Origin of the sequence: uncultured Actinomyces sp. (genome assembly GCF_963526355.1) — a bacterium.
Lineage (GTDB): Bacteria > Actinomycetota > Actinomycetes > Actinomycetales > Actinomycetaceae > Actinomyces.
Genome location: NZ_CAUROW010000009.1, coordinates 1 through 24235 on the forward strand (window position 1 = coordinate 1; position 24235 = coordinate 24235).

20 protein-coding genes and 1 pseudogene are annotated in these 24235 nt (G+C 68.1%); 6 read left to right on the forward strand and 15 right to left on the reverse strand.

The annotated features are described in order from the left end of the window. The 5 genes and pseudogenes from rplT to RWR81_RS03860 all read right to left on the reverse strand — a co-directional run. A partial coding sequence (rplT, locus tag RWR81_RS03840) for a 50S ribosomal protein L20 (RefSeq protein WP_314454663.1) occupies positions 1-376 on the reverse strand: 376 nt, incomplete at its 3' end. Between the two features lie 27 nt (positions 377-403). Next, a complete protein-coding gene (gene rpmI / locus RWR81_RS03845; RefSeq protein WP_003780493.1) occupies positions 404-598 on the reverse strand; it encodes a 50S ribosomal protein L35 in 195 nt (64 codons plus the stop codon). 256 nt (positions 599-854) lie between these two features. Next, positions 855-1364 (reverse strand): annotated as a pseudogene (infC, locus tag RWR81_RS03850) (translation initiation factor IF-3); the annotation flags it as partial. Positions 1365-1672: 308 nt separating this feature from the next. Then, entirely contained in the window at positions 1673-3274 is a 1602-nt protein-coding gene (locus RWR81_RS03855) for a DUF6297 family protein (RefSeq protein WP_314454666.1), read from the reverse strand. Next, positions 3271-4101: an ATP-binding cassette domain-containing protein gene (locus tag RWR81_RS03860; RefSeq protein ID WP_399497960.1), complete on the reverse strand. Its 831-nt coding sequence runs from the start codon at positions 4099-4101 to the stop codon at positions 3271-3273. Before RWR81_RS03860 ends, RWR81_RS03855 begins: the two co-directional genes overlap by 4 nt. A 66-nt stretch (positions 4102-4167) precedes the next feature. Here RWR81_RS03860 and RWR81_RS03865 point away from each other — a divergent pair, with 66 nt between their 5' ends. Then, entirely contained in the window at positions 4168-4488 is a 321-nt protein-coding gene (locus RWR81_RS03865; protein WP_314454672.1) for a hypothetical protein, read from the forward strand. 53 nt (positions 4489-4541) lie between these two features. Here the strand turns inward: RWR81_RS03865 and RWR81_RS03870 are convergent, their stop codons facing one another. Beyond that, positions 4542-5318 (reverse strand): SseB family protein, encoded by a 777-nt coding sequence (locus tag RWR81_RS03870; RefSeq protein ID WP_314454812.1) that lies wholly within the window; start codon positions 5316-5318, stop codon positions 4542-4544. A 191-nt stretch (positions 5319-5509) separates the two neighbouring features. Between RWR81_RS03870 and RWR81_RS03875 the strand changes: the two genes are divergently transcribed. The 3 genes from RWR81_RS03875 to RWR81_RS03885 all read left to right on the forward strand — a co-directional run bounded on the left by RWR81_RS03875 (position 5510) and on the right by RWR81_RS03885 (position 8535). Next, a complete protein-coding gene (locus tag RWR81_RS03875) occupies positions 5510-6208 on the forward strand; it encodes a CDP-alcohol phosphatidyltransferase family protein (protein WP_314454675.1) in 699 nt (232 codons plus the stop codon). Further along, positions 6205-7143 (forward strand): phosphatidate cytidylyltransferase, encoded by a 939-nt coding sequence (locus RWR81_RS03880; RefSeq protein ID WP_314454678.1) that lies wholly within the window; start codon positions 6205-6207, stop codon positions 7141-7143. Before RWR81_RS03875 ends, RWR81_RS03880 begins: the two co-directional genes overlap by 4 nt. 99 nt (positions 7144-7242) lie before the next feature. Next, positions 7243-8535 carry a lysophospholipid acyltransferase family protein gene (locus RWR81_RS03885; protein ID WP_314454681.1) on the forward strand — a complete coding sequence of 431 codons (1293 nt, stop codon included), beginning with the start codon at positions 7243-7245 and terminating at the stop codon, positions 8533-8535. A gap of 47 nt (positions 8536-8582) precedes the next feature. On the opposite strand, the gene priA is transcribed toward RWR81_RS03885, so the two are convergent. Both priA and hisH read right to left on the reverse strand, forming a co-directional pair. Beyond that, complete coding sequence (priA, locus tag RWR81_RS03890) at positions 8583-9335, reverse strand: bifunctional 1-(5-phosphoribosyl)-5-((5-phosphoribosylamino)methylideneamino)imidazole-4-carboxamide isomerase/phosphoribosylanthranilate isomerase PriA (protein ID WP_314454684.1); 753 nt, start codon at positions 9333-9335, stop codon at positions 8583-8585. A 40-nt stretch (positions 9336-9375) separates the two neighbouring features. Further along, positions 9376-10014 carry an imidazole glycerol phosphate synthase subunit HisH gene (gene hisH / locus RWR81_RS03895; RefSeq protein WP_314454687.1) on the reverse strand — a complete coding sequence of 213 codons (639 nt, stop codon included), beginning with the start codon at positions 10012-10014 and terminating at the stop codon, positions 9376-9378. Positions 10015-10253: 239 nt separating this feature from the next. Between hisH and RWR81_RS03900 the strand changes: the two genes are divergently transcribed. Further along, the gene (locus RWR81_RS03900) at positions 10254-12053 is read left to right on the forward strand and encodes a protein kinase domain-containing protein (RefSeq protein WP_314454813.1); all 1800 of its coding nucleotides are present in this window, start codon (positions 10254-10256) and stop codon (positions 12051-12053) included. 54 nt (positions 12054-12107) lie between these two features. Here RWR81_RS03900 and RWR81_RS03905 read toward each other — a convergent pair whose 3' ends face one another. The 4 genes from RWR81_RS03905 to RWR81_RS03920 all read right to left on the reverse strand — a co-directional run bounded on the left by RWR81_RS03905 (position 12108) and on the right by RWR81_RS03920 (position 16909). Further along, the gene (locus RWR81_RS03905; protein WP_314454816.1) at positions 12108-13016 is read right to left on the reverse strand and encodes a hypothetical protein; all 909 of its coding nucleotides are present in this window, start codon (positions 13014-13016) and stop codon (positions 12108-12110) included. Further along, positions 13016-13615, reverse strand: coding sequence for an imidazoleglycerol-phosphate dehydratase HisB (gene hisB, locus RWR81_RS03910; RefSeq protein WP_314454690.1), 600 nt, complete (start codon positions 13613-13615; stop codon positions 13016-13018). Before hisB ends, RWR81_RS03905 begins: the two co-directional genes overlap by 1 nt. Before the next feature lie 116 nt (positions 13616-13731). Further along, a complete protein-coding gene (locus RWR81_RS03915) occupies positions 13732-14874 on the reverse strand; it encodes a histidinol-phosphate transaminase (protein ID WP_314454692.1) in 1143 nt (380 codons plus the stop codon). Positions 14875-14974: 100 nt separating this feature from the next. Next, positions 14975-16909, reverse strand: a complete 1935-nt coding sequence (locus RWR81_RS03920) for a sodium:proton antiporter (RefSeq protein ID WP_314454695.1) — start codon at positions 16907-16909, stop codon at positions 14975-14977. A gap of 55 nt (positions 16910-16964) precedes the next feature. On the opposite strand from RWR81_RS03920, the gene RWR81_RS03925 reads away from it, so the two are divergent. Further along, on the forward strand, positions 16965-19343 hold the full coding sequence (locus RWR81_RS03925) for a DEAD/DEAH box helicase (protein ID WP_314454698.1): 2379 nt from the start codon (positions 16965-16967) through the stop codon (positions 19341-19343). A gap of 44 nt (positions 19344-19387) precedes the next feature. On the opposite strand, the gene RWR81_RS03930 is transcribed toward RWR81_RS03925, so the two are convergent. The 3 genes from RWR81_RS03930 to wecB form a co-directional block, all read right to left on the reverse strand. Beyond that, entirely contained in the window at positions 19388-20884 is a 1497-nt protein-coding gene (locus tag RWR81_RS03930) for a Tat pathway signal sequence (RefSeq protein WP_314454700.1), read from the reverse strand. A gap of 98 nt (positions 20885-20982) precedes the next feature. Continuing rightward, a complete protein-coding gene (locus RWR81_RS03935) occupies positions 20983-22959 on the reverse strand; it encodes a polysaccharide deacetylase family protein (protein WP_314454703.1) in 1977 nt (658 codons plus the stop codon). After that, complete coding sequence (wecB, locus tag RWR81_RS03940; RefSeq protein ID WP_314454706.1) at positions 22956-24161, reverse strand: non-hydrolyzing UDP-N-acetylglucosamine 2-epimerase; 1206 nt, start codon at positions 24159-24161, stop codon at positions 22956-22958. Before wecB ends, RWR81_RS03935 begins: the two co-directional genes overlap by 4 nt. Positions 24162-24235: the final 74 nt, after the last annotated feature.

The window sequence follows — 24235 nt, forward strand, 5'->3', positions numbered from 1 at the left end:
CCTTGGGGGCGTTGACGTCCTCGGGGAGGGCCTTGCGGGCGACCTCCACGAGGGCTTTGAAGCCCTCGGGCTCATTGACTGCCAGCTCGGCGAGCATACGGCGGTCGATCTCCACGCCGGCCAGGCCAAGACCCTGGATGAAGCGGTTGTAGGTCAGCCCCTCGGCGCGGGCGGCAGCATTGATGCGCTGGATCCACAGGCGACGGAAGTCACCCTTGCGGGCGCGACGGTCGCGGAACGCGTAGACGCCGGAGTGGGTGACCTGCTCCTTGGCCTTGCGGTAGAGGCGCGAGCGCTGGCCGCGGTAGCCCGAGGCCTTCTCGAGAACGGAACGACGCTTCTTCTGGGCGTTAACAGCCCGCTTCACACGTGCCATGGTGAGACTCCTTGGTGGGTTGGGCGGTCAGCGACCGAGCAGCTTCTTGACCTGGCGGACGTCGGCCGGAGCGACCGGCTGGTCCTGGGACAGCTTGCGCTTGCGGCGGGAGGACTTGACCTCCAGCAGGTGGCGCTTGTTGGCCTGCTCGCGCATGAGCTTTCCGCTGCCGGTAACCCGGAAGCGCTTCTTGGCACCGGAGTGCGTCTTGTTCTTCGGCATGGGTAATTTCCTCTTCTCGGTCCCTGGAAGACGGGTGGTCACCGGGACTGCGGACCCCGCTCACGGTGGTGAGGGGGTGGGTCGTTGGGTGTCAGGTGAGTGTCGAGAGCACCGTCGGGTACCCTCAGGCGTTCTCGCTGGCAAGCTCCCTGCCTGAGGCCTTGGCGCCCTTGGGCGCCCGTCCCGCGTGCTTCTCGGCACGTCGGGCGGCACGGGCCTCCTCGCGACGGCGGCGCTGATCGGACTTGACCTCGGCCTTCTTACGGACCGGGGCCAGGACCATGACCATGTTGCGGCCGTCCTGGCGGGGGTGGGACTCGATGGTGCCCAACTCGGCCATCTCCTCGGCCAGGCCCTGGAGGAGCCTGATCCCGAGCTCGGGCCGGGACTGCTCACGGCCACGGAAGCGGACGATGCACTTGACCTTGTCCCCGCCCTTGAGGAATCGCTCGACGTGGCCGCGCTTGGTGGCGTAGTCGTGCTCATCGATCTTGGGGCGGAACTGGATCTCCTTGAGCTGGGTGTTTGCCTGGTTGCGTCGCGCGTCACGCGCCTTCATGGCCGACTCGTACTTGAACTTGCCGTAGTCCATGAGCTTGCACACCGGAGGGCGAGCGTCGGGGGCCACCTCGACCAGGTCGAGGTCGGCCTCCTCAGCCAGACGCAGGGCGTCCTCCACGCGGACGACGCCGACCTGCTCGCCGCTGGGGCCGACGAGACGCACTTCGGGAACGCGGATCCGTTCGTTGATACGGGGCTCGCTGATGTCGGTTCCTCACTCTGAGTCACGGATGGTTGCGGAACGGGGAAAGGCCCCCGTCCCTGCCGCGCAGGTCGGAGGCCTCGATTCGAGCACGGTGCCGCCCGGCTGTGGCCGAGAGGCGACCGCGAAGGGCCCTGTGCCCTTGCATGAACCCGATTCCCGTGAAGGAACCCAGGTGGGATCGCTCCGCTTGCGCACCGGGGAGAACCCCGGTTGGTCAATGAGGGATGCTACCAGCACGTCGGTACGATTCCCAAACGTCTCCAACACTACCGACGTGAGTCCTCCCACGTACGAGGCGGATCGGAGCGTCAGGAGGCCCATCGATTGGTCCGGATCCCCCACAGGATGACGACGGCGGTGGCGGCGGTCTGAATGCAGAGCACCGTCGTCGTCGGCACAATGATGGTGCAGGCGACGAGTGCCGTCGCCAGCGTCCCGACGAGCGCCGCGTCAGGACCGGCCGTGAGCATCTGCACCATCCCCGGGGGCAGAGACCCCATGGGCGAGGTGATGAGTCCAGCTGCGAAGTCGGGCATCGTCCGGTACCCGGAGCGCAGCGCCACCCCGGCCCAGGCCCAGCCGCTCACAAGAGCCAGGGCGGCCACGACCCCGAGATCCTTCCAGGTCGCCGTAATGCCAAGGGCCACCATGGCGGGCACCAGGCTCAGTACGGACCACGCGCTCATGAGAACAGCAGGCACGAGTAGATGCCCCGTCCGAACCATCCAGGGCGGCGCCGGCCAGGAGGCGTCGGGAACACCGTCGAACCAGGCCTGACGAGCCGGTTCGGCAACGGCCAGGGTCGCGATCCAGCCACCGGTGAGGTAGGCGATCACGCGCAGCGCGCTGCTCACAGAGCCGGACAGGAAGGGCGCAGCCGCGACGGTCAAGCCAGCCCCCAGCTGGAGCAGGCGCCAGGACTGACGACGCAGCAGCAGCCAGTCCGCCTGAGCAACACACACCACGACCCTGACGGCTCGGGGCATCCGGCTGGAGAACCGGGCCCACCGAAGCGGGGCGAGGCGGCCGGGTCGGGAAAGTGGCGGTGAGAGCAGGCGCCCCAGAGCCCTGGAGTCGAGGGAGAGCAGGCAGACGTGGGCGCCGAAGGATCGGGCGACGACATCGAGAAGCGCGGCGTCATGCACCTGTCCCAGGCTGAGCCGTACCCGCCTCCACTGCAGCACGCCGACGACGCCCAGCACCCCGGCCAGGGCTGCGACCGAGGCATGCCCAGGCACTGATCGCGGGAAGGGAAGGATGACGCCGGCCATGCAGACAGCTGCTCCGGTCAGGATCAGGATCCCGCGAAGACGCGCCACACCGTGCCCCTGGACCTGCGCCACGATGAGCCCGGAGAGCACCAGGCAGAATTCCGCCGCCAGCAAGGCCGGCCACACGACGGCTGCCAACCACCCGCCCCCAGCCACCGCGGCAGGCAGCACACCCATCACAGCACCCACGACAGCCGCCAGGAAGTACTCGACACGCGCCACCGGCACCAGGAGGCTGCCCCGCCCCCCGGGCATCGGCAGCCACCAGGCCGCCTCATGAGGACGAAGGAAGAGCGGACCGAGCCGGTGGAGCGGACCGAGCACAAGTGCGGCAAGCAGCAGCATGAGGATCAGCAGCAGCCAGCCCGGGTCCAGATCGAGCAGTCTCAGACCGATGTCCCGGCTCGTCGCGGAGGAACGAGTGACGACCAGCCGACGCAGGTGCGGGGCCAGGATCATTCCAACGATGGTGATCGCCAGGAGCCCGGAGTAGATATCGCCTACGAGCGCCCACGCCCCGCGACGATGCCGTCGGGTACGGCGCGCAGTCCACCGCCTCAGATCAGCGCCATCGGGAAAGGACTTCATCTCCGACCCGGTCGAGGCGGCTTGCACCCGTGAGGAACCCTGGATCGTCACTGCAGGCCCTCCTCGATGGCGCGCACACCATCGGCCACACTCAGCAACCTGGTGTCACGGCCGACGAGGAGCACCTGGGTGGCAGTCTCCTCCACAATCTCAGGGTCGTGAGAGACCATGAGCACTCCCCCACCGGACTCGCGCTCCTCGACAAGACGGTCCGCCAACAGCAACCGGGTCACTCGGTCCAAGCGCTGCTCGGGCTCGTCAAGGGCCAGCAGCCTGTGAGGGCGGACCAGGACCGATGCCAGCGCAAGGCGGCGCCGCTGCCCCGAGGAGAGCTCATCGGGAAGGTGCCCCGCCAACCGCCCCAGCTCCAGGTCATCCAACAGATCGGCGACAACATCATCGGCGTCGGCGACGCCGTGCCCGAAGCACACGAGCTGAAGATGCTCGGCAACGGTCAGTGTGGGAAAGAAGGACTCCTGCCCCAGGTCGGTGGCCACCGCGGCGCGCTGAGCGCCCGAGCGAGGATCCGGCACACGACCGAGCACCCGCACCCGGCCGTCCAGCGGTTGCAGCAGTCCGCAACAGTTGCGCAGAATCGTCGACTTACCGGCCCCATTAACCCCGACCAACGCCAAGACCTGGCCGGCGAGCAGATCGAAGGTCGCCGGAGCGCAGACCGGCTGATTGTTATATCCGACGCTAAGATCTCGGACACTCACCAGGGGCTCACGGCTCTCCTCGAGGCTTTGGATGTCACCCGTCGCAGGTTCCTGGGCAGTGGTCGTGCTCACTACGTCGTCGGCCGAATCCGGTCGGCTAACGGGTACGTGGGCACCGCGCGTCCGGCGACGAGATGCGGCGGTCAGAGCAGTGATCATCGGTACTATTTCAACACATATTCCTTCGGTGGCCCGGTCATGCCGGATGCCTTACGCTCCGGACCCATGGAATGGAACAGTGTTGCGAGGATCCCGGACCCACATGGTCAGACGGAAGGTGCTCGCTCCCCCTCGAGCCAGGCAGGTGCTGACTGGAGCACCACGAGAGACCCGGGTTCCAACCAGGTGATGGTCTCCACGCGGGACTTGGCTCAGATCCGTGCGATTGCGGAGGCTGCGGCTCAGATCGCGCAGGACGACGGACGTGAGCAGGATGCTCAGACCTTGCGCGAGGTCGTCACCCGTTTCAACCAGGTGGCCGGCCCGCTGGACGACCACTACGGTCAGGTCGGCCAGTGGAGCACCACGATTCTGGGACGCTCCTGACAGGGTTGCGGCCCTGCTCGTGAAGGCTGCGAAAGGCGGCGAGCAGGACCGGGTCAGGCCGGTAGCGGGCACAGCTCCACGGTGTCGATGAGATCGCCCCAGGCCGGGTTGACCATGACATACTGGCAGTCTTCCAGGCTCCGGGCCACGGAGGCCCGTCCACCCGCGGCATCGATACGAATGAAGACCCGCAGCTCAGCGTCCTCTCCGGGTCCGAAGGCCACGCCGGTGACGCCATCGACATCCTCAAGCTGGGCACGTACCTCTGCCTGAACGGGCTCATTGCGCCACGACGGCGCCCACGACTCTCCCCCGGCCAGGGCCACCACGGCAGGACGCGGCAGGCGCAGATCCCGGCTGCCGGGGTCGAGCACCCACAGCTGGTCCGTGGACAGGCATGCGACCTGGGCCGCCCTTTGGGGCGAGACGGGTACGGGGCGCACGTCGCTGCGCCACCGACTCATGGCCCCGGCGCTGGTGAAGACCGGCAGGGCGATGTGACCGTCGGGCAGGCTCACCGCCAGGGTCGCCGCGTCCTGGCAGGCGTCGGTGGTATGCACCTCATGGGCCGGGACCTCAAGCGGACCTTCGCGCGACAGGCCCACACTCTGCGAGCCGCTCGGCATCGAGCGGCCGAGCAGGGCGTGAGCGGCGACGGGGACGATCAGCCGGCCGCCTACAAGGACAGCCCACAACCGGTCGAGGTACTGGTGACGGGGCAGGTCGGTGGCCTCCAACGCTGCGCTGACCTCCGGACGCATCGCTCCGTCATCGTCGGCAAAGGGTGAAGGTGCGGCGAGAAGACGCTCCAGCCTGGCCCGGGCGGCCATGGCTGCGGCCACCTGAGGAGCCGTCTCGGGGGCGGGCCTGCGCGTACCCCCGGGCTGTGGGATTGGCATCTGAGTATCCGAAGACCTGCACATGGCACTCACCGTAGCGCGTCCGGACCAAGGGCATTACTACCCAGTGACTTCGGAACCGATCGTGCCCCCTCGAGGTCTTGGATCGATACCCTGTTGCGGTGGCATCGCTCTACTCATTGAAGTACTGGTACACCCGACGGTTGGGGGTCATCATCCAGGCCTCGGTGCGCCGCGGCATCTCTCCTGACGTATGGACCATGGTCGGTGTCATCGCCGCCGCACTGGGCTGCGGGGCACTGGTTATGGGCTGGTGGCCCCTGGCATTCGTCCTGTTGGCCGCCCGGCTCGGGGGCGCGAATCTGGACGGAGCCGTGGCTCGGGCGCGAGGTGTCTCGAGGCCCTTCGGCTTCGTCCTCAACGAGATCGGCGATCGGGTCTCTGACCTGCTCATCATGGCCGGTCTGGTGGGCCTCGCCCTACGCACCGGTTCATCGACCACCACGGTCTATCTGACGCTGATCGCCCTGGCAGCAGCAACGCTACCGACCTTCGTCTCCCTGGCCGCCGCAGGTGCTGGCGCTGCCAGGCTCAACGGTGGGCCGTTCGGTAAGACCGAGCGGTGCCTGGCGGCGGTCGTAGCGGCCGCCTTACCCCAGTACCTGGCGATAATCGCCTGGGTCATCATCATGGGCTCCGTGGTGACGGCCTGCATGCGGCTGGCGCGCACCGCCTCCGCGCTCGCCGGGCGTATCGGTCCGGCCATGGCCGATGCCATGGCACCGCCACCGCCGCAGGACATCAGCCACATCGGGCGCATCGCCCCTGAAGAGGAGCTCGCCCCGGGAGCCGGCTCGTGAGCACCCAAGTGATCGCATGGACCAGCAACGGAAACTCCGACGGCGGGGTGATCGACTGGATCGTGGGCGGCAGCCGCTCGTGGACCGTGACCATTCCCGGGGCGGGGTGGGTCCTCACGGGTCGAGCGGTGTTCCTCGCGGCTACGGCCATGGCGATCCTGCTTCTGGCCGGCATCGGTGTTGCCCTGTCCCGTAAAGCGGAGCTGCGCCGTCGCTGGACCACATGGGCCGTCATCATCCCGGCGGTCGGCATTCCTATCTGGGTCGGGCGGGGGACGACGGCGCTGCTCGCCGCTGCCCTCGGGCTCCAGTCGGTGCGTGAGCTCTCCCAACTCACTCGGCTGCCCAAGGCGGAGACCATGATGTTGGCGTCACTGGCGGTGATCTATCCGTTGGCTGCCTGGTTGCGCCCAGACCTCATGGCGCTCGCCCCGCTGATAGTGCTCGTGTGCACTGTACCCGCAGTCCTGGCCGGCGACGTCGAACACGGCCTGAGGAGAGCGACGATTGCCGGTTTTGCATCGATCTGGATCCCCTGGTCCCTGGCGCACCTCGTAGTGCTATGGCACGACGCGTTTCTCATCGCCTTCGCGGCTGCGGCCGCCGATGTGGCCGCATGGGCCGGTGGTACCTTCCTGCGCCCATTGGCCTGGGCGCGCCGCCCGCTGTCCCCCTTGTCCCCGAACAAGACGCTCGGTGGACTGGCGGGGGCCGTCATCGGGACCATCCTCATTCTCATTCTGCTCGGCCACATCACTCCCGGCCTGGTGATCGCCGTCGGTTTGGGCGGCGTCCTGGGCGACCTTCTGGAGTCCCTCGTCAAGCGCACCGCCGGGGTCAAGGACGCCGGCGCCTGGCTGCCCGGGTTCGGAGGGATCCTGGACCGAGTCGACTCCCTGCTCCTGGTTCTGCCTCTGGCCGCCGTTCTGGGATGACTGACCCCCGTACCAGCCCCATCCCGTCTCTCCGATTCCGAGTCGCCTCCTCAACATCGTCTCCTCCATCGCCTGCACCACCCACGGAAAGGTAGTCCGATGTCCCCTCAGACACCCTCGATTCCAGGTCCGACCGAGATCGCCTCGGCGGGACGCCGCCTGCGATCGATTGTGCAAACGCCCCAGAAGGTCACCTGGCGCGCGGTACTGCGTCAGCGCTTCTGGTCAGCCGTCATCGCCTCGTTCGGGGGCGTGCAGGTCGAGGGCGAGTTCGAGGCCGACGGCCCTTACGTCGTCGTCGCCAACCATGGTTCCCATGTGGACACGATCGCCATGATGAGCGCCTCCCCGACACTCATGCGGGTGGTGACGGTCGCTGCACAGGACTACTGGTTCACCCGTCGCTCGCGTCGCCTCGTGGCCAGGGGGCTGCTGGGCGCCTACCCGGTACGACGCGACGGCGAGGGCGCTTACGAGGAGCTGCGAGGTACCTTGGCCAACCGGGTGGCGGAGTCGATGAGCATTCTCATCTTCCCCGAAGGCACCCGTTCCACGGACGGGGACGTGGGCCGCTTCCACTCCGGGGCCGCCCGGCTCGCACGAGACTTCGGGATCCCCGTACTACCGGTTGCGCTGGTGGGGACGCGCGAGATGATGCCCAAGAAGGGGAGCTTGCCCCGTTACTCCCCTGTTGAGGTCCGCGTGGGAGAACCGATCGCTCCCAGCGATGACGTGGAGGGTGTCAGCGACCAGGCACGTGAGCAGATCGTGGAGATGCTCAAGCGCCCCCGCAAGCCCGAGCCGGTCTCAGATGTCTTCAGCGTCCTGTGCGCCGCGATGGAGGGCGGCCGCGGTGATGCTGTGATGTTCGTCTGGGGCATGGCCGAGGCCATCTCCTTTCCGATCATGGCGGAGATGAGCCAGGTGTGGCTGGGACTGACCCACCCTGAGCGGATGTGGCGCCGCACGGTGATGGTCGTGGCAGGATCCGTTGCCGGGATCGTGGTTACCCATCTGCTCACCCGGGGAGGACACCAGCCTCCCGCGCCGTGGACCACACCGGCGATGAGGACGGCGACCTCCCGTTACCTGAGTCAAGGCCCCCGCGGATACTGGAAGCAGGCACTGACCGGGATTCCGGTGAAGCTCTTCGCCGCCGAGTCCGGGCGACGTGACCTGCCTCTGCCCTCGGTCGTCATTCACGCGGCCGGAGAGCGGGCTGCGCGCATGGCGGCCTCTACCGCCATCATCAAGACACTGGGCAGGCCACTGGGACCAATTACCCGCCAGCACTATGGCCCCTACCTGGCGGTCACTGGCGTCGTCTTCGCCACCGCGCTGCGGGGCGTTATCAGACACTGGCAACGCCCGAAGCGTCCTGGACGCCGATAGCGGCCACCACGCTGCCGAGCGCCGTCAGGCAGAGGGCAGAGAAGAGATCAGAGGTGCGTCTTCGACGGCTCGCGTTCCTCCTCATCGCCGGCGACGGCCAATGCATCCCGGAGAGTGAAGTTGCCGTTGTAGAGCGCCTTTCCGACGATCGCCCCCTCCAGTCCGAGCGGGGTCAGGCGCCGCAGTGCGATCAGGTCATCAAGGTGAGCGATACCGCCCGAGGCGACGACCGGAGCGGCAGTGCGCCGACACACGTCAGTGAGCAATGTGATGTTGGGGCCGCTCAGGGTTCCGTCACGAGTGACGTCGGTGACGACGTAGCGAGCGCATCCGGCGGCATCGAGACGCTCAAGGGTCTCCCACAGATCACCGCCCTCCTTGGTCCAACCGCGGGCCGCCAGGGTCGTGCCGCGCACGTCGAGGCCGACGGCGATCCTGTCGCCATGCTCGGCAATGACCCGTTCGGTCCACTCGGGGTTCTCCAGTGCCGCCGTGCCCAGGTTGACCCGAGCGGCACCTGCCGCCAGAGCCCGGGCCAGCGAAGCATCATCGCGGATGCCTCCGGAGAGCTCCACCTTGCTGCCTACCTCACCGACGATGCGTGAGAGCAGCTCTGAATTGGATCCGCGGCCGAAGGCCGCGTCGAGGTCCACCAGGTGGATCCACTCGGCCCCGGCCCGCACCCAGTCCCGGGCGGCGTCGACGGGGCTGCCGTAGTCCGTCTCGGAGCCGACCTCTCCTTGAAGGAGCCGGACGGCCTTGCCGTCGGCGACATCGACGGCGGGAAGTAGGGTGAGCATGCTTTTCTCCTGCGATGGTCTTGAATCGGCTCAGATGGGTTCAGAGGGTCGTCAGCCAGTTACGCAGAAGCTGGGCCCCCGCGTCACCGGATTTCTCGGGATGGAACTGCGTGGCGCACAGGGCCCCGTTCTCCACGGCGGCAATGAAGTCCTGTCCGTGAGTCGCCCAGGTGGCTCGGGGTGGCCGAGTGGGACCGGGACCGAGCAACTCGGCGGGGTCCTGGGTGGCCGCGTAGGAGTGGACGAAGTAGAAACGCTCCTCGGCGATGCCGTCGAACAGCACGGAGCCCTCGGGAGGACGGACCCGGCTCCATCCCACGTGCGGGACGACCTCGGCCCGCAGCCGACTGACGGTTCCAGGCCACTGGCCCAGCCCCTCTGCCGTGGTTGCATGTTCCTCGGAGCGGTCGAACATGACCTGCATACCCACGCAGATTCCCAGGACCGGACGCCCGCCGGCCAGGCGCTGCTCGATGAGACGCGGCGCGTCGACCTTTCGCAGTTGACCCATCACCGCACCGAAGGCGCCGACACCGGGAACGACCAGCCCGTCAGCATCAGTCACCTTCCGAGGATCGCTGGTCAGCGTCACCCTCGCACCCACTCGCTCCAAAGCGCGAACGGCCGAGCGAACGTTGCCGGATCCGTAGGACAAGATGGTGACGCAGGGCGCTTGCATGTGACATACCCTACCGTCCCGGCAGATCGTTCCGGGACATCCTCCACTCCGCAGAGCAAGCGCCATCGTGGGCAGGCCCGCCATCTGCCGCACTTGCACCACTGTTCCATCACAGCGCGCACACATCTGACACGTCTCGACACGCCGGGCGGTGATACGGCACCTGGTGGCCGGTCCTGACCCGGACACCCGCTTTTCTTTCGCAAACCTCCAACATGGGCGAGGATGCACCTGTGAGCATGCAGTTCTCCTCCGGCGACGCACCACCACCGCCGGCACCACCACCGCCGCCTTCCGCGAACCAGTTGTCCGCGTCATCGGCCTCAGGACCGCGAGAGTCCACCAGCACACACAGCGCTGCGCCCTTCTCCATCCCCGGCGTTCGGATCAAGTCGGTACTGGGGCGCGGAGGTTTTGCAACGGTCTACGCCGGCGTACAGGACTCCCTTGAGCGCCCGGTCGCCGTCAAGGTGGACTCCCGACCTCTGGACGATCCGCGCAACGAACGACGGTTCATGCGGGAGGTACAGGCCGCCTCCCGAATCTCAGGGCACCCCCATGTGGTCTCACTGGTCGACACCGGCAAGCTGCCCGACCTGCGCCCCTACCTCGTCATGGAGCTGTGCGCAGGCGGTAGCCTTTACGACCTCGTCTCGCGTGGCCCGACTCCGGCATCCGATGCCGTGGCGCTGGTGGAGGCTGCGGCCTCAGCACTGAGCGCAGCTCACGCGGCCGGTGTCATGCACCGTGACATCAAACCCGCCAATATCCTTCTGGACTCCTACGGCTCACCGCGCTTGTCGGACTTTGGCATCGCCTCCGTCCAACGCGAGGGCCAGGACCCCACAGTCACCCTGGAGTGCCTCACCCCCGACTTCGCCGCACCGGAGGCCTTCATGCTGGCCAGCCCCGGCCCCGAGGGCGACGTCTGGTCCATGGGCGCGGTGCTCTTCGCCCTTCTGACGGGTCGGGGCCCCAGACGAGGTCCCGACGGCGTACAGCGCAGCTTGCCCGCAATCGTCCGTTCCCTCGACGAGCCCCTGAACCTCAACGACCCTAACGTTCCAGAGCTCCTACTTCCGGTGCTGAGCAAGGCCATGGCTCCCGATCCGAAGGATCGCTACCGCAATGGCACAGAACTCACTAACGCCCTAGGGCAGGTTCGTGACCAACTCGGGACAGGTGACCTGGCCGTCGGTGGGCCGGTGACCTCCTTGCAGCTGGTTGAGGCCGGTCTAGCGCCGCCTCCTCCCGATCACGGGGTGTCGGATTCAGCAGGGTCGGGCAGCAGCCCGCTCAATCTCTCCAACACTCACCTGCCCGGCGTCTCCGGAGCACTATCAGGGTCATCCACGGGTTCCGCCCACTCGGCACGGTCCGCGGCCCCGGCAGCATCCGGGTGGCTGGAGCAGCACGAGCAACCGCCGATGCCGATGGCGTCACCCGGCTCCTTGAACGCCTCGGCGAACAGTCCGATAGCGGCCGGCACCGGCCGGCCACTCCGGCTCAACGCTCGCGAGCGCCGCCAGATCGGTCTGCGTGCCGGCGCCTTGGGAGCAGCTGCCGGCCTGTTCATCGGCCTGGGTGCCGCCTGGTTGACGGGAATCTGGCTGACTCCCACCACCGGCGCTACGGGAGCGGCATCGAGCACAGAAGCATCGGCCGGCCACACGTCCTCGGGCCAGGACGTCGCCTCCACCCCACCGCATCCGGTAGGCAGTTGTTTAACGGGCACCACCTCCATCTCGGGGCAGACCACCGCACGGAAGGTGGATTGCAACGAGCCTCACTCCTGGGAGGTCTTTCAGGTGGGAACACTGGCGGAGAGCACCACGGGCTCCAGCGACGACGACCTGGCCTCCGACCCCAACGTGCGATCCACCTGCACACCAGAGGCAGCTCAGCAGTACGGGGCGGTCAATCCGAGTACGTCGGTCCTGGGACCTGGCGAGGCAGGATGGAATGCCGGAAAGCGAGGTTTTTCGTGTATCGCCTCGGATCAGAAGGGCGGTCAGCGGACCAGCTCATACGCGAGCTAGAAGCCGCAGCCGGCTCATGCTGTGAATTGCAAGCCGCGAACGGTAACGGTGACGTCACTGCGGGGGACGACGAAGTCCACGACCGAACCAGCGCATCGCCCTGGGTGCCTTGATCTCCGAGGACCTCACGGCTCCAGGGACGGATTCGGCGTCGATGACGCCCAGGAGCACGTCCTCGACGACCTGGTCCATGGAGGCCAGGAGGAGTCCTGCCGATGCCTCCTCCCCGGGCTGGCCGTTGGTGAAGTGACGGGCGGTGATCGTCCCGGACAGGCCGGACTCGATGCCGACGTCGGTGGCCAGGTCGGCGGTCATGAGGACCGCGCCGGCTCGTGACAGGCGGGAGAGCTGGGCGGCAAGCTCCGCGGCCTCAGCGGGTTCGGAGTCGGATCCGCCGAGCAACTCGGCCACGTCCCAGTCCGAGTGGGCCGAGACGAACTGCTTGACCGCGAAGGCACCACTGGAGGAGGGCACCACGGTGCAGTCCAGGTCCATGAGCGAGCACATCCCCGCCAAACCGTCTGCCCGGTTCAGCGGCGTCATGACAATGGCGACCTTGACCGCTTTGGGTGCCTGCTCATCGGAATCGCCGGGGCTCAAAGAGCTCAGCAAGTCTGCCGCCGCCGCGATCTCCGCCTCCTGGGCGTCGGTGAGCCGGACGGCTTTTTCTGAGGGCTCTTCCCCGTCGTTGAGGGAGTAATAGGTGTTGTGGGGGACGTCGTCGGGGTTGATGACCTCAGGCGTCGTCTCCTCCTGACCGGTGACCGGGACAGTTGAGGTACCCACCGCATTCGCTGAGCCCGTCCCGCGATGAGGGCCTTCCGGTGCCTCGAGGCCGTCGGCCGCCGAGAGGTCATCAGGGATATCGACGTCGTCCATAAGGGCTGCGAACTCGGCGTCCAGGTCGCGCCGGTGGTCCTGGCCGTCGTTGCGGTTCTCGCCGGACTGGGAAGTGTGGTCCATCACAGGGTCCCCTTCGTGGACGGGATGGTCTCGACGCGGGGGTCGTTTTCCACGGCGGCGCGCAGGGCACGAGCCAAGGCCTTGAACTCGGCCTCGGCGATGTGGTGGGGGTCGCGCCCGGACAGGACGCGCACGTGCAGGCAGATGCCTGCATGGTAGGCGATGGCCTCCAGGACGTGGCGCACCATCGAGCCGGTGAAGTGCCCGCCGATGAGATGGTGGACGAAGGCCTCCGACTCGCCCTCGTGCACCAGGTAGGGACGCCCGGAGATGTCGACGACGGCGTGGGCCAGGGCCTCATCCAGGGGAACACTGGCCTCGCCGAAGCGGCGGATACCGCGCTTGTCCCCCAGCGCCACGCGCAGAGCCTCGCCGATGCAGATGGCGGTGTCCTCCACGGTGTGGTGCACGTCGATGTCGATGTCGCCGGTGGCGCGCACGGTCAGGTCGATGAGTGAGTGGCGCCCCAGGGCGGTGAGCATGTGGTCGTAGAAGGGAACGGTGGTGGAGATGTCGGTCCGGCCGGTGCCGTCGAGGTTGATCTCGATGACGACGCTGGACTCGCTTGTGGCTCGCTCGATACGCGCGGTACGGCTCATGTGTGCTTCCTCAGCATCGGATGTAGCGGATTTCAGCGGTACTGGTTCTCTTCATAGGTGTCTCAACCGGTAACAACCCTACAGGTCCTGCGTACCGTCCGCGGCCGGCATCGGTCTCAGATCCCGATGGCAGCGGCCAGGGCGCTGCGCAGTCGGTCCATTTCCTCGGGTGTTCCGATACTGGCCCGTAGGAACCCCTCGGGACCGACGACGCGGATGAGGACCCCGGCGTCGAGCAGAGTCCGCCAGACGGCGTCACGGTCCGGGAACGGGCCGAACAGGACGAAGTTGGCGTCCGACTCGTGAGCGGTCAGGCCCTGGGCCCGCAGCCAGTACACGAAGGCATCACGCTCATTGCGCAAGGAGGCCACCTGAGCCATGAGCTCGTCACGGTGGGATAGGGCGGCCAGCGCGGCGGCCTGGGTGACGGCGGAGAGGTGATAGGGCAGGCGCACCACGCGCAGGGCGTCGACCAGGGCGCGGTCGGCGGCCAGGTAGCCCAGACGCAGGCCGGCGGCCCCGAAGGCCTTGGACATGGTGCGGGTGACGGCCAGGTGCGGGTTGGCCGGCCCTACCAGTTCCAGGGCGCTGGGCACGCCCGGACGGCGGAACTCGGCGTAGGCCTCGTCGATGACGACGACGCAGTCACTGGCCCGGGCCGGTGAGCCGATCTCGGCTCCGAGTATGGGGCCGTGACCGCGTGCCGCCTCGAGGATCCGCCCGATGTCCTCCAGTGGCAGGGCTGTTCCGGTCGGGTTGTTAGGGCTGGCCAGAATGACGACGGCAGGTCGCAGCTCGTTGATCGCAGTCACCGCGGCGTCCACATCCAGCGTGAAGTCCTCCCGGCGCGGTCGCGTGGCGTAGTCGGTCAGTGTGTCCCGGGCGTACTCGGGGTACATCGAGTAGGTGGGGGTGAAGGTCAGGCAGATGCGCCCGAGGCCGCCGAAGGCCTGGAGTACGTGGAGCATGACCTCGTTGGAGCCGTTGGCCGCCCAGATCTGCTCAGGGGCCAGGTGCGCACCGGACTCGGCCTTGAGATAGTCCGCGAGCGCGGCCCGCAGCCGGGGGAAGTCCCGCTCCGGGTAGCGGTTGAGGCCCTGGGCGGCCTGGGCCACGGCGGTGGCGATCGACTCGATGACGGCGGCCGAGGGCGAATAGGGGTTCTCGTTGACGTTCAGCCGCACGGGGACGTCGAGCTCCGGGGCCCCGTAGGGGGCCTCACCGTCCAGGTCCGGTCTCAGGGGCAGGTTCGCACTCACGCCAGGAGTCTACGGCTCGGTACGCTCTCGCGGTTGGGCTCCCCATTCGGTGGTGCCGGCGGCACCGAGGTGGCGGCCGCAGTGTCTGCTGAGGGTGTGGTCAGTGCGGCTCACTGGTCAGCATGATCTCCTGGAAGTCGAGGCGGTCCAGGGCGTGCTCCAGGGAGTCGGCCGAGTAGAGACCCTCGTCACCGGCGTCGAGGAGGGCCTCGCGCTGGGCCCGGATCATGTCCAGGGCGCGCTCGCGCACGGGGGCGAGCTCATCATGGCGCCAGGTGGGGTCGGCCCAGGCCTTGGCGACGGCTCCCGGCGAGACGACGATGTCATTGCCCTCCCGGCGCACGAGGCCGTGCTGCTCCGGGGATGGATTGAGGCTCTCATTGTTCTCGATGTCATAGGCGGGTGGTGAGACCTTGTCCAGCTCGGGAGTGCTCGTTGTCGCCTGAATGCCCGAGGTGTCGGGGGCTGCGGCACCGGTGGGCACGGTGGGTACGGAGCGCTGGGGAGCGCTGTGAGTACCGACGGCGGCAACGTCGCGGGCGGCGTTGACCAGCAGCGAGATGACGGCTGCCCTCTCCTCCTCGTCGGCGGGGCCGGCCATAGCGGGTCTGACGACGCGGACCAGTGCGGACAGCGTGAGTCCTTGGATCGTCAGCGAGCCAGCGGCCACGAGCATGGACACCAGGAGGAGGAAGGGGTAGTGAGGCGCTGTGGTCGGCAGGGTCTGGGCGGCTGCCAGGGTGATGGCGCCGCGCATACCCGCCCAGACGATGACGGCGCCTTCGCGTGTGCCCAGGGGCTCGGCCGCGAAGTACTCCAGGTCGGCGCCCCGGCGTCTGACCCGGCTGGAGAGGCGGCGTGCGCGTCGGGCGATGCTCTCGTGGTTGGTCTCTCGGCGAAGCCTGCGCTGAACCTGCGCGAAAGGGCGCCGATCCCAGGGAACCGGGGGCATCTCGGACTCTCCACGTACGATGGCCGAGCAGCGGTTCTGGAACTGGTGGATGGCCTCCTCGTTCTCCTGCCAGTGGATCGCCCAGCGAGCGGTCCGGTGACTGAGGAACTTGAGCATCGGCGCGACGACGAGGGCCCGGATGACGACGGTCAGCGCGCCAGCAACGACAGCGACCGCGATGGCCCTGACAACACCGAGAGCTGAGGCGTCGACCTTCTCCACGATGCCGAAGAACTCCAGCCCCATGACCAGGAAGATGAGTCCTTCCAGAGTGAGCTCGACGGTGTGCCAGTTGGTGCGTGAGGCCACCCGGTGGGCCGGCGGCAGCATCCGGGGGCCGCGGTGGCCGGTGATGAGCCCGGCGACAACGGCTGCCACGAGGCCCGAGCCGTGCATGTGCTCGGCCGGGACCGCCGCGAGGAAGGGGACGGTGAAGGAGACGACCGTGTCCACGGTGGGGTCGGTGATGTGGGAGCGCACCCGTAGACTCGCCTCGCCGACGAGCCAGCCCACGCCCAGGGCCACGAGGACCGCCAGGGCGAAGCCGCCCAGGACGCCGCCGACGCTGACGCCTCCCGACGTTGCCGCGGAGACGGCTGAGGACAGGACCACCAGGGCAGTGGCGTCGTTGAGCAGCCCCTCACCTTCCAAGACGGTGATGATGCGTTGGGAGACTCCCAACCGGCGAGCGATGGAGATGGCCACGGCGTCTGTGGGACTGAGGATCGCCCCCATGGCGATGGCCCAGGCCAGGGAGAGTCCCGGAACCAGGAGGGTGAGGACGACGCCGATCACTGCCGCGGACAGGGGCACCAGCAGGATGGCCAGCACCGCCACCGGGGCGAGCTCGCGGCGGAAGTTGATGGTGGAGATGCTCACCGCCGTCGAGAACAGCAAAGGGGGAAGGACTCCTTCCAGGACCACCTGGGGGTCCAGCTCGATCGCCGGGATGAAGGGCAGGAAGCCCACCGCCGTGCCGCCGGCCAGGAGGATCAGCGCCGGGGCGACGCCGATGCGGTCACTGAGTTGAGAGGCAGCCGCAATGGCCAGAGCGCCCAGTACGGCGATGATGAGGAGGTCCATGGGCCAAGGGTATCCAAGGCCTGATTTCCACGATCGCCGGCGCTACCGTGGCCCCATGGTGATCCCAGGCCCTGAAATTCCTGAGTACCTTGAGCAGCGCGGTTCCCTCATCCGTGAGCGTGCCGATGCAGTCCTGCGCGAGCTCGTGGGCCGTAGCGACGCGCACCTGCGCGAAGACCAGTGGCGGGCGGTCGAGGCGTTGGTCCTCGCCCACCGCCGTGCCCTGGTGGTCCAGCGCACGGGATGGGGCAAGTCGGCGGTGTACTTCGTGGCGACGGTGCTGCTGCGCGAGGGCTGGGGAGACTGGCGTCCCGGTATGCCACCACCCGTATCCGGCACGCGTAGCCGGTCCGGAGTCGTCGGAACGAGCGTCATCATCTCGCCGCTGCTGGCCCTTATGCGTGACCAGGTCGCCGCCGCCGAGCGCGCTGGAATCCGGGCCGTCACCATGAACTCGGCCAACGTCACCCAGTGGGAGGAGATCGAGACCCGGGTGCGCGACGGCGAGGTGGATGTCCTGCTGGTCTCTCCCGAGCGCCTCAACAACCCTGTGTTCCGTGACGAGATCCTGCCGCACCTGGCGGCCGGAGCCGCACTGGTGGTCATCGACGAGGCCCACTGCATCTCGGACTGGGGGCACGACTTCCGCCCGGACTACCGGCGTATTCGCACGTTGCTGGCCGACCTGCCGCCGCACACCCCGGTCCTGGCGACCACGGCGACCGCCAACGCCCGGGTCAGTGCCGACGTCGCCGAGCAGCTGGGGGCTTCCCCGACGGCAACCGCAGCGGACGGCTCTGCGAACAGCTCCGAGGTCCTGGTCCTGCGCGGCCCCCTGGAACGCAGCTCCCTCCACCTGGGGGTCAAGGCCCTGCCGGACGCCGCAACCCGCCTGGCCTGGCTGGCCGCTTACCTGCGGCACGCCCCCGGCAGCGGCATCGTCTACTGCCTGACCGTCTCGGCGGCGCTGGAGGTCGCCGAGTACCTGATCGGGGCCGGCGTGGAGGCGGCCGCTTACACGGGACGGACGGACGCCGCCGAGCGAGAGAGCCTGGAGGAGGATCTCAAGGCCAACCGGATCAGGGCGCTGGTGGCCACCTCGGCCCTGGGAATGGGCTTCGACAAGCCGGATCTGGCCTTCGTGGTGCACATAGGGGCTCCGTCCTCACCGGTGAGCTACTACCAGCAGGTGGGGCGTGCCGGTCGTGGCGTGGAGCGGGCCGAGGTGATTCTGCTCCCGGGTGCTGAGGAGCGCGCCATCTGGGAGTGGTTCGGCTCGCAGGGCTTCCCTCCCGAGGCGGAGGTACGTGCGGTCCTGGACGGGCTGGAGGGGCAACGGGCCACGGGGGCCGGACCGATGTCGACGGCGGCGCTGGAGACGGTCACGTCGTTGCGGCGCGCTCGGCTGGAGTCCATGCTCAAGGTCCTTGACGTCGACGGCGCCGTGCGCAGGGTTCGTGGCGGCTGGGAGTCCACCGGTGAGCCCTGGTCCTACGACACCGAGCGCTATGCACGAGTGGATGCCGCCCGTCGGAGCGAGCAGGAGGCGATGGTTTCCTATGAGCGGCTCGGGGAGGTGCCCGACTCCTCGGGGGCGCCCGCGTCCTGCCGGATGGCTTTCCTGAGATCCTGCCTCGATGATCCGCACCTTCGGCAGGGGTGGCGCTGCGAGGCCTGTGACCTGTGCGGAGGCCTGGTCCTGCCCGAGGTTCCCGGTGAGGAGCAGATCGATGCCGCTCGCCATGCGCTCAGTCGTGCCGGAGTCGAGTTGCGGCCGCGCCGTCAGTGGCCCACCGGGATGAATCGCCTAGGACTAGGACGGTACAAGGGACGCATCGGTGCCGGCGAGCAGGCGGAGATCGGGATGGCCGTGGGCCGTCTGGACGGGCTGGGTGCCGCGGGGGCGCTGAGGGAGCTGGTGGCCTCCGGTCATGACGGTGAGGTTCCCGTCTCCTTGAGGCCGCTGGTGCTGGAGGTGGTGGACAGGCTTGGTGAGACCATCCGAAGCGGTAGGCGGTCCGACACCGGCTCCCAGGCCGGTTCTGAGCCCGGCTCCGAGACCGCCGAAGACACCGGAGTCCCGGAACAGCGCATCGCCGTCGTCATCGTGGACTCCCGCTCTCGACCCCGTCTGGTCCGCCAGCTGGGTCACGCCGTGACGAACCGACTCGGGGCCAGGCCACTGGGGATCGTGGGACTCACCGGCCTGGAGCCGCCGCGCCACGACGTGGGATCGGCGTTCCGCCTGGCGGAAGTGGCTCGCAGCCTGACGCTTCAGAAGTGGCAGGCGCAGGCGCTTGAGTCTCTGCACGGCGCCACGGTGGTCCTGGTGGATGACTGGAGCGATTCCGGCTGGACGCTCACTGTGGCGGCGTCCTTACTGCGCCGGGCAGGTGCGGCAGCGGTCCACCCCTTCGTGCTGGCTCAGCGGTAGGGCCGGGCGCGTGGGCACGGGGTTCCTCATTCGGCGCTGTCGTATCAAAAACCGTTGGAGGCGGCTGCCAGCGCCGGAGCCACCTGGCCGCCGGGGGTCCCCACCTGGTCCTCGAGGTAGTACCACCAGAAGGGCGCTCCCCAGGCATCGGGACGTCCTAATGCCGCACCGGTGACGTGCTCGGCGACCGCAGTGCGGGCGGCAGCCGGGTCAGTGGTCGATCCGAACCACCACGGACCGTTGTTCAGGTCCTGGCCGCCGTACCCAAGCTCGGTGACGGCGATGCGGGAGGCCGGGAAGGCGGCATCCAGGGCCGTCAGGACCCGGTCAGCAGCAGTCCCCAGCGGGTGGAGCTGAGGGTAGACGGACAGGCCGACGACGTCGACCAGGTCCCTGATCGGCTGGGTGATCTCCTTGGCGGCATAGCTGAACAGGGAGTATACAGGGTCGGCCTGTCCGAGCTGGTAGTACAGGGTGAGTATCGTCGTGGCGCTGGTGCGCTCGCGCACCGCCTTGGCCGCGCGCTGGGCCTTGGCGACCGGCCCTGTGCCCAGCCAGTCCCCTCCGAGCTCGTTCCCGATCTCCCAGGCGTCCACGGAGGGAAGAGCCTTGATGAGGGCGTCGACCCGCGCGTCCCAAGCCGGGTCGGTCAGGGCGGCCACGTCGTGGGAGTCGCAGATCTGGGCCAGGGCCAAGCCTCCCTGCGCGTGCAGGGACTCCACCGTGGTGCGCCAGCCGGCCATCTCGTGGGCGTCGGTGGGGTCACCGATCACCAGACGGGCCGAGACCCTCCGCTTGCCGCCTCCCGGGCCACTAGAAGCTAGAACGGCGGCGATCTCGGCGGCAGTGGGAACCCGGGTGAAGGTCACCCCGATGATGGCGTCCTGCGGGGCCTGGGCCACCAGCGCCCGATCCAGGGCCAGCTGGGCTCCGGAGGCCGACTCCAGGGCCGAGGTGGCCAGGCGGCCTCTGTCAGCCCAGGACTGGGCTGCGGCACAGGCGTCCAGGGACTCCTGGGCTGCGGTTCGCAGGGTCGCGACCTCATCGGCGCCCTTGAGGCCCTGTCCGACGGCCTGCTGATAGCGCTCGGCCTGACGGTCGTGGAGGGTCCTGGCCGCCAGCTCCAGGAGGTTGTGCTCGCCGGAGGCGGGCAGGTCCGCCATGAGGGCCGAGTAGCCGTGGCTGGTGGGCCACGACATCGTCAGGGTGCAGGCACGCCCAGTGGGTACGTCGATGCCGATGGCCCCGTCCTCGTCCTGGTAGAGCGGCCCGACGACGACGACTTCCAGGGTCTTGGCGTCCAACAGGGCGTCGTCGTAGCCGGCCTCGCCCTTGCCGTTGGACTGGATGCGTCGCAGTGCCTCGAGGCTGAGCGCACCGCCCTGGGCGTCGGTGAGGTGAAGGCTCAGGTGGGTGGTCGCCCCGTCGCCCCTGGCTGGCGGACTGGCCGCATGCCCGTGACCGCAGGAGGACACTGACACTCCCAGGACTCCGGCGCCCAGGAGCATCAGTGCTCTTCTGCGATTGGTCTCAAGAGGCATGCCGTCATTATTCCCGTCTCGCAAGGGATCGTCTGACCGAACGGTTCCACCGTGGTGATCTCCACGCGGCCCGGTATCACGTCCGACAGCGTCCGTCGTCATTTCAGTTCTGAGGCAGGGACGAAGGTGTATCCCTCGGCCTTAATACCGGCGACGATCTTCTTCAGCTCGGGAAGCGGGTAGTAGGGGTGGAAGAAGAAGCTGGCGGTGGCGTGAGTGTTCACCAGGTTGAGCTTGGCCGCGTCGACGACCTCCTGTGCCAGGCGCGGCGGGTGCTGGTTGATCTCATTGGGCTCGAAGTTGCCCAGGTTCTCCGGCAGGACGTGTGTCCCGTAGGGGTCGTTGACCGCGTAGGGGAAGAACTGTCCGTAGTAGTCGTGCGGACCGGCCTGGGTACTGGTCAGGGTGCCGGCGTAGAGGAGCTCGCGCTCGTAGCGTACCGGGTACTGCTCGCCGATACCGTAGTAGGCCTCGCGGGTGGCCGAGTAGTGCGGGGTCTCGAAGATCTCCGGAGTCGGCAACCCGACCTCACCGAAGATCTGGCGCCCCTGCTCCACGCGCTCCGCGGCCCATGCCTGGGAGGTGCCCGGCAGAGCGCCTCCGATCTGCACGTAGGACTTGTCCTCGCAGTCGACGGCCGGCGCCTTCGTGTCGTTCGTCACCGAGCACCACGAGCGGATGAACTCGAAGTCATCGGCGGAGACAGCGTTGTAGGGGTTGTCCAGGGTGCCGAACTGGTGGGTGGTGCCGTGCTGGACGATCGTCCCGCCCTTGCCTACGGCGTCCTGGAGGACGGCCACCAGCTCCGGGGAGTCCTTCAGGGTGAGCTCCTTGGGAGCGCCGTTATTCTCGGTGCCCTTGGGGTCGGTGTAGATCGGCACGACCGCCATCTGGAAGGGCACGTTCTCGCTGTGGAGGTAGTCGACGATCGCCTGCAGCTCCTCAGGGTCGCTGTCCGGGGTGATGTCCTCCAGGCGCACGGCGGCCTGCCGGTACTGCTTGGCGTTGGGCTGGAGGAAGTCCAGGAGGATGTCGGCGGCAGCGATGTACCGGTCCTGCTCACCGAGGTAGGTCAGCGGGATCTCCCCCATGAAGGTCAGCCCCGAGGAGCTGACGGCCCAGGGGAAGGAGCTGGTCCCGGACTGGGCCACGGAGGCGCAGGCGGTGGCCGCGCCATCGGGCTTGGAGCACTCCGCACGTCCCAGGACCTTGACGTCCTGCTCGCGGGTGATGTGCGGGGCGACGATTCCACCGGTGTTGAGCACGTTGCGCTTCAGGGAGGCACCGTTGTAGCTGATCTTGGTGACCCGGTCGGAGGAGTCGATGTAGGAGGTGGCGGGATCCCAGCCGTAGCGCTGGGTGAAGGCGGCGCGGTCGGCGTCGGTCCTGGCCAGCTGCCAGATGTTGAAGCCGGACCACATCACCGGGATGTTTCCGGTGAGGGCGTCGTCGATGAAGGCCCGCGGCAGGGGCTCGTCGTAGGTGGAGCCGACGTAGACCACATTGGTGAAGCGGCCGGCCAGGCCGGCCACGTAGTCCTTGACGGGAAGGGTCGTCACGGCTCCCGAGTGACTGGCCAGGGTTCCCATGCTCAGGGCGTAGTACTCCCCCAGCTTGGCGTAGTCGCCGGTCGTGTCGAACAGGACCAGGGTCGAGGCCGGTCCCGCCTCCTGATCGGAGAAGCTGACGGCCCCGGCCGGCAGTTCCGGGGCGTTCTGGGTCAGGTCGCGCAGCCGGACCTGACCCGCGGCGGGCGCGGGCTTGTTCAGGTCGACGTCGGCCCGCTTATCGCCCTTGAGGGGCAGCTCCTTCTTGGCCGCGGCGCCGGGCTCGGGCGGAGCCGGAAGGGGCTTCTTGGCCGGGTCGGTGTCGTTAGCCGCATTAACGGCCTTGTCCTGAGCGCCGCCGACCGGTTTCGCCACGATCGCCTGGCCCATGACCGGGGCCTGGGAGACGGCCGCCTGGGACGTGGCCTGGGCAGGACCGACGGAGGCGATGGAGGTGCCCAGGCACACCGCGACGACGGCCAACGCGCAGCGGCGTCGTCGGACCGAGGGGAGTATCGGGGACATCATGAACTCTCCTTGAGAGACGAGATGGGAACGGGGTTGAACTCGGGAAGGGGGACGCCACGATCGAACAGGGCGGCGGTGGCGGCCAGGATGCGCTTGCAGGCATGTCCGTCGCCGTAGGGGTTGGCCGCCTGGGCCATGGCCGCGTAGGCCGCCTCGTCGGTCAGCAGGGTGGAGACCCGCTCGACGATGCGGTCCTCGTCGGTTCCGACCAGTTCGGCGACCCCGAAGGCGACGGCCTCGGGCCGCTCGGTGTTGTCCCGCATGACCAGGACCGGTTTGGACAGTGCAGGAGCCTCCTCCTGGACACCCCCGGAGTCGGTGAGGACGACGTCGCAGCGGTCGATCAGTGCGCAGAAGGCGCCGTATTCCAGCGGGTCGCACCACACGATGTTGCTGTGGCCCGCAATCTGCGGCAGAAGGGCCTCGCGGACCCTGGGGTTGCGGTGGATCGGTAGAACAAAGAGCACCTCAGGGTGCTGCTCGGCCAGGCGGGTGACAGCACGTCCGATCGCCCGCATCGGCTCGCCCCAGGACTCACGGCGATGGGCGGTCACGAGCACCACTCTCCTGGAGACATCCTCCAGTGCCGCCATGAGATTCTCATCCGGGGGCGGAACCCGGCGGTCGACGGCGACCAGGAGGGCGTCGATGACCGTGTTGCCCGTAACGCGGACAGTCTGCGGGTCGGTGCTCTCGCGCAGCAGGTTGTCCCGGCTGGTGGTGGTGGGACACAGGTGCAGGGCGGTCACCTGGCTGATGAGCCGCCGGTTGGCCTCCTCGGGGAAGGGAGAGGAGATATTGCCGGTGCGCAGGCCGGCTTCGACGTGGAGGACCGGGATCTCGTGGTAGAAGGCCGCCAGCGCGGCGGCGAAGGCTGAAGTGGTGTCGCCCTGGACGACGACAGCGTCGGGCCGGTACGCCTCGATCGCTTGGCCCACCCCTTGCAGGGAGCGATTGGTGATCTGGGTGAGGGTCTGTCCCGGGGCGTGGATGTCGAGGTCTTCGTCGGGGACAATGCCGAAGAACTCGTGGACCTGGTCGAGCATCTCGCGGTGCTGGCCGGTGACGACGACGATGGGGTTGAAGCGCTCGTCGTCACGCATGGCGGCCACCAGGGGGGCGAGCTTGATCGCCTCCGGACGGGTGCCGTAGACGAGCATGACCCTCAGGGGGCAGTCCGATGGCGTGGAGTCTGCAGGCATGAGTTCTCCTACTCAAGTGTCAGGATCGTGGATCCGGCTGGGAAGTGAACGGATGGGGCGGTAGCCGATGCGAG

Coding starts and splice junctions, on each gene's coding strand:
- rpmI (WP_003780493.1), bottom strand. CDS start 598: ATGCCGAAGAACAAGACGCACTCCGGTGCCAAGAAGCGCTTCCGGGTT.
- RWR81_RS03860 (WP_399497960.1), bottom strand. CDS start 4,101: ATGATCACTGCTCTGACCGCCGCATCTCGTCGCCGGACGCGCGGTGCC.
- RWR81_RS03865 (WP_314454672.1), top strand. CDS start 4,168: ATGGAATGGAACAGTGTTGCGAGGATCCCGGACCCACATGGTCAGACG.
- RWR81_RS03870 (WP_314454812.1), bottom strand. CDS start 5,318: ATGGCCGCCCGGGCCAGGCTGGAGCGTCTTCTCGCCGCACCTTCACCC.
- RWR81_RS03885 (WP_314454681.1), top strand. CDS start 7,243: ATGTCCCCTCAGACACCCTCGATTCCAGGTCCGACCGAGATCGCCTCG.
- priA (WP_314454684.1), bottom strand. CDS start 9,335: ATGCTCACCCTACTTCCCGCCGTCGATGTCGCCGACGGCAAGGCCGTC.
- hisH (WP_314454687.1), bottom strand. CDS start 10,014: ATGCAAGCGCCCTGCGTCACCATCTTGTCCTACGGATCCGGCAACGTT.
- RWR81_RS03900 (WP_314454813.1), top strand. CDS start 10,254: ATGCAGTTCTCCTCCGGCGACGCACCACCACCGCCGGCACCACCACCG.
- RWR81_RS03905 (WP_314454816.1), bottom strand. CDS start 13,016: ATGGACCACACTTCCCAGTCCGGCGAGAACCGCAACGACGGCCAGGAC.
- hisB (WP_314454690.1), bottom strand. CDS start 13,615: ATGAGCCGTACCGCGCGTATCGAGCGAGCCACAAGCGAGTCCAGCGTC.
- RWR81_RS03920 (WP_314454695.1), bottom strand. CDS start 16,909: ATGGACCTCCTCATCATCGCCGTACTGGGCGCTCTGGCCATTGCGGCT.
- RWR81_RS03925 (WP_314454698.1), top strand. CDS start 16,965: ATGGTGATCCCAGGCCCTGAAATTCCTGAGTACCTTGAGCAGCGCGGT.
- RWR81_RS03930 (WP_314454700.1), bottom strand. CDS start 20,884: ATGCCTCTTGAGACCAATCGCAGAAGAGCACTGATGCTCCTGGGCGCC.
- RWR81_RS03935 (WP_314454703.1), bottom strand. CDS start 22,959: ATGATGTCCCCGATACTCCCCTCGGTCCGACGACGCCGCTGCGCGTTG.
- wecB (WP_314454706.1), bottom strand. CDS start 24,161: ATGCCTGCAGACTCCACGCCATCGGACTGCCCCCTGAGGGTCATGCTC.